This window comes from Paratractidigestivibacter sp. (assembly GCF_052362415.1).
Taxonomy (GTDB): domain Bacteria; phylum Actinomycetota; class Coriobacteriia; order Coriobacteriales; family Atopobiaceae; genus Paratractidigestivibacter.
The window spans coordinates 1-2,010 of sequence record NZ_DAWEMK010000190.1 but is presented as its reverse complement, the minus strand read 5'-3'; the positions used below and the strand labels follow the sequence as shown (position 1 = coordinate 2,010).

General features: G+C 65.1%; 2 protein-coding genes and 2 pseudogenes. All 4 read right to left on the bottom strand.

Annotated features, from left to right (window positions below):
- Nucleotides 1-423: pseudogene (locus tag ACT84W_RS10790) on the bottom strand (RNA-directed DNA polymerase); the annotation flags it as partial.
- A pseudogene (locus tag ACT84W_RS10785) lies at nucleotides 420-761 on the bottom strand (hypothetical protein); the annotation flags it as partial. The pseudogenes ACT84W_RS10790 and ACT84W_RS10785, both read right to left, overlap by 4 nt.
- Nucleotides 762-797: 36 nt before the next feature.
- The gene (locus ACT84W_RS10780) at nucleotides 798-1,220 is read right to left on the bottom strand and encodes a hypothetical protein (protein ID WP_444329218.1); all 423 of its coding nucleotides are present in this window, start codon (nucleotides 1,218-1,220) and stop codon (nucleotides 798-800) included.
- 71 nt (nucleotides 1,221-1,291) lie between these two features.
- Nucleotides 1,292-2,010: DUF6273 domain-containing protein (locus tag ACT84W_RS10775; protein WP_444329217.1), on the bottom strand; the 719-nt coding region annotated here is incomplete at its 5' end.

Sequence of the window (2,010 nt, the reverse complement as noted above, 5' to 3'; positions counted from 1 at the left end):
GTAGTCCGTGCCGCGGCCTCGCATGTTGGCGGCGCACCCGGGCGTGAGCGTCGGCCATACCGCCGGGGCCATGACCTCCCTCGTGACCGCTTTCTGTATCACGCGTTCGGAGAACCGCGGGGCGGCTATCGCCCTGTCCTTCCCGCGCTCGATGACGTGGAACCTGACGAAGCCCTTGCGGATGTCGTTTCCAGCAAGGAGGTCACGGCGAGCGTAGAGCGAGTTGCGCAGGGAATGGACCATGTAGCGCTGGACGCTTGCCTTCCAGCGGACGCCCTTGGCGGCGTCGCGTGCCGCCTCGTGGATGTTGTCGAGGCAGGCGGCATTGGAGATAGTGAGGGCAGCACAGCGCTTCGCCCTGTTCGCGGCCCTCTTCGCATCGCGCCTGGCTCTCCTAGCCTTTCGGCGCTCATCGCTATTCATGATGGCATCCCGCACGGCCTGCGCCCATGGGCGCCGGCGTTCCCAGGCCGCTTAGGGAGGAGCAATGAAACCGCGTCGAGCGCCGAAGCTCGCGGCCATGCAAGGAGCGGACTGCCCTCCCAGCGGGATGCGTCTTTACGGGCGCGTGCCCGAACGTCGGCCCTTCCTTCCTCATGTGCTCGGAGCCCCACGCATAGGCGGGGCTGTCTGGCGAGTATGAGCAATCCCACGCGCGGGCGAATCCAGTCGTCCGTGGCACCGTTGTAGTTGGCGTTGCCGTTGTTGTTGACGTAGCAGACGTTAGCAGACGAGCCACCCCTGACGGAGCGGAGCCACCAGTTGTAGCGGTTAACAAGGGACGACGTCCTGCCATTCTACCGCGCCCCGATCAGCTGGACGCCCTTGCGTGCGCCCTTGAGCAGCTTTATCTCGGAGTCGACGAGCCCCGCCATGCGCTCGAAGGCCCCGGCGTGCTGCGTGTCTCCCTTTCTGCGGTACACCTCGAGGTACGCCTGCGCGTCCTGGTACAGCTGCTCGCAGTCGGCGACGGCCAGCGTGAGGTAGCGCTTGCGTGCCGCGACGTTCTCGGCGGTGTTCGGGTAGAACGCCTCTGACTTGACGATGTTGTAGACGACGCTGCGGGCAGTCTCTGCCATCGGGACGGCGAACGTGAAGCGCTGCGATTTCGGGATGGCGCTCGATGTGACGATGCAAAGCACCTCCACGCGCAGCTCGATGGCCGTGTTGTAGAACTCGCGCTCGCTCAGGTTCCTCAGTCTCTCTGGTACTCCGCTCAAGGCGGTCCTCCTTTCTCAAGGCGCACGCGCAAGGCGTGCGCCAAGGTGAGTGTTTGGTACGCTCCGCTTCGCTACCCTAGGAGGAAGCCCACGCGCGGGCGAACCCAGTCGCCCGTGGCACCGTTGCAGCCGGCGTAGCCGTTGTTGTCGACGTAGCAGACGTAAGCAGACGAGCCACCCCTGACGGAGCGGAGCCACCAGCTGTAGCGGCTACCGTTGAGTCGGTGCGCCGTGTCGCGGAACAGATCGAACTGGCAGTCGAAGCCGACGGAGTAGCCGGGCGTTCCCCAGACCGGGCAGCCGTAGACCTCCATCTCGGAAAGCGACCAGATTTTGCCGATGTCCTGCCAGCTCCAGTTGTTGGAGTTGGTGAGCGCACCGGAGGCGCTGTAGCGCTCCTCGAGCAGGACGCGCTGCGTGAGGATGTACTTGGTCAGACCCTCGGGCAGGCACGCCTCGAAGGCCTTCTCCCAGCCCTTGAGCTGCGAGCACAGGTACGGGTTCTTGATGTCTGCCGTGCCCTGGTTGGTGTTCGTCTTGTTCCATGGGAGGAACGAGGAGTTGGTGACTCCGGCGTACGAGGAGCTGACTGCGATGGGCGCGGAGGCCACGAACGCGATGTGGTGCCCCTTGCCTCGGTCGTCGCACCACAGGTACGGGTCGATATGCGCGATGACGAATCGCACGGACTGCTGGCCCGCCACGCCGGACGCGGAGACGAGAGGAACGTCGAGGTAGTCGCCCACGCGCAGGCCGGCGAAGTTGTTCGCCACGATGCGCTTGTGCAGCG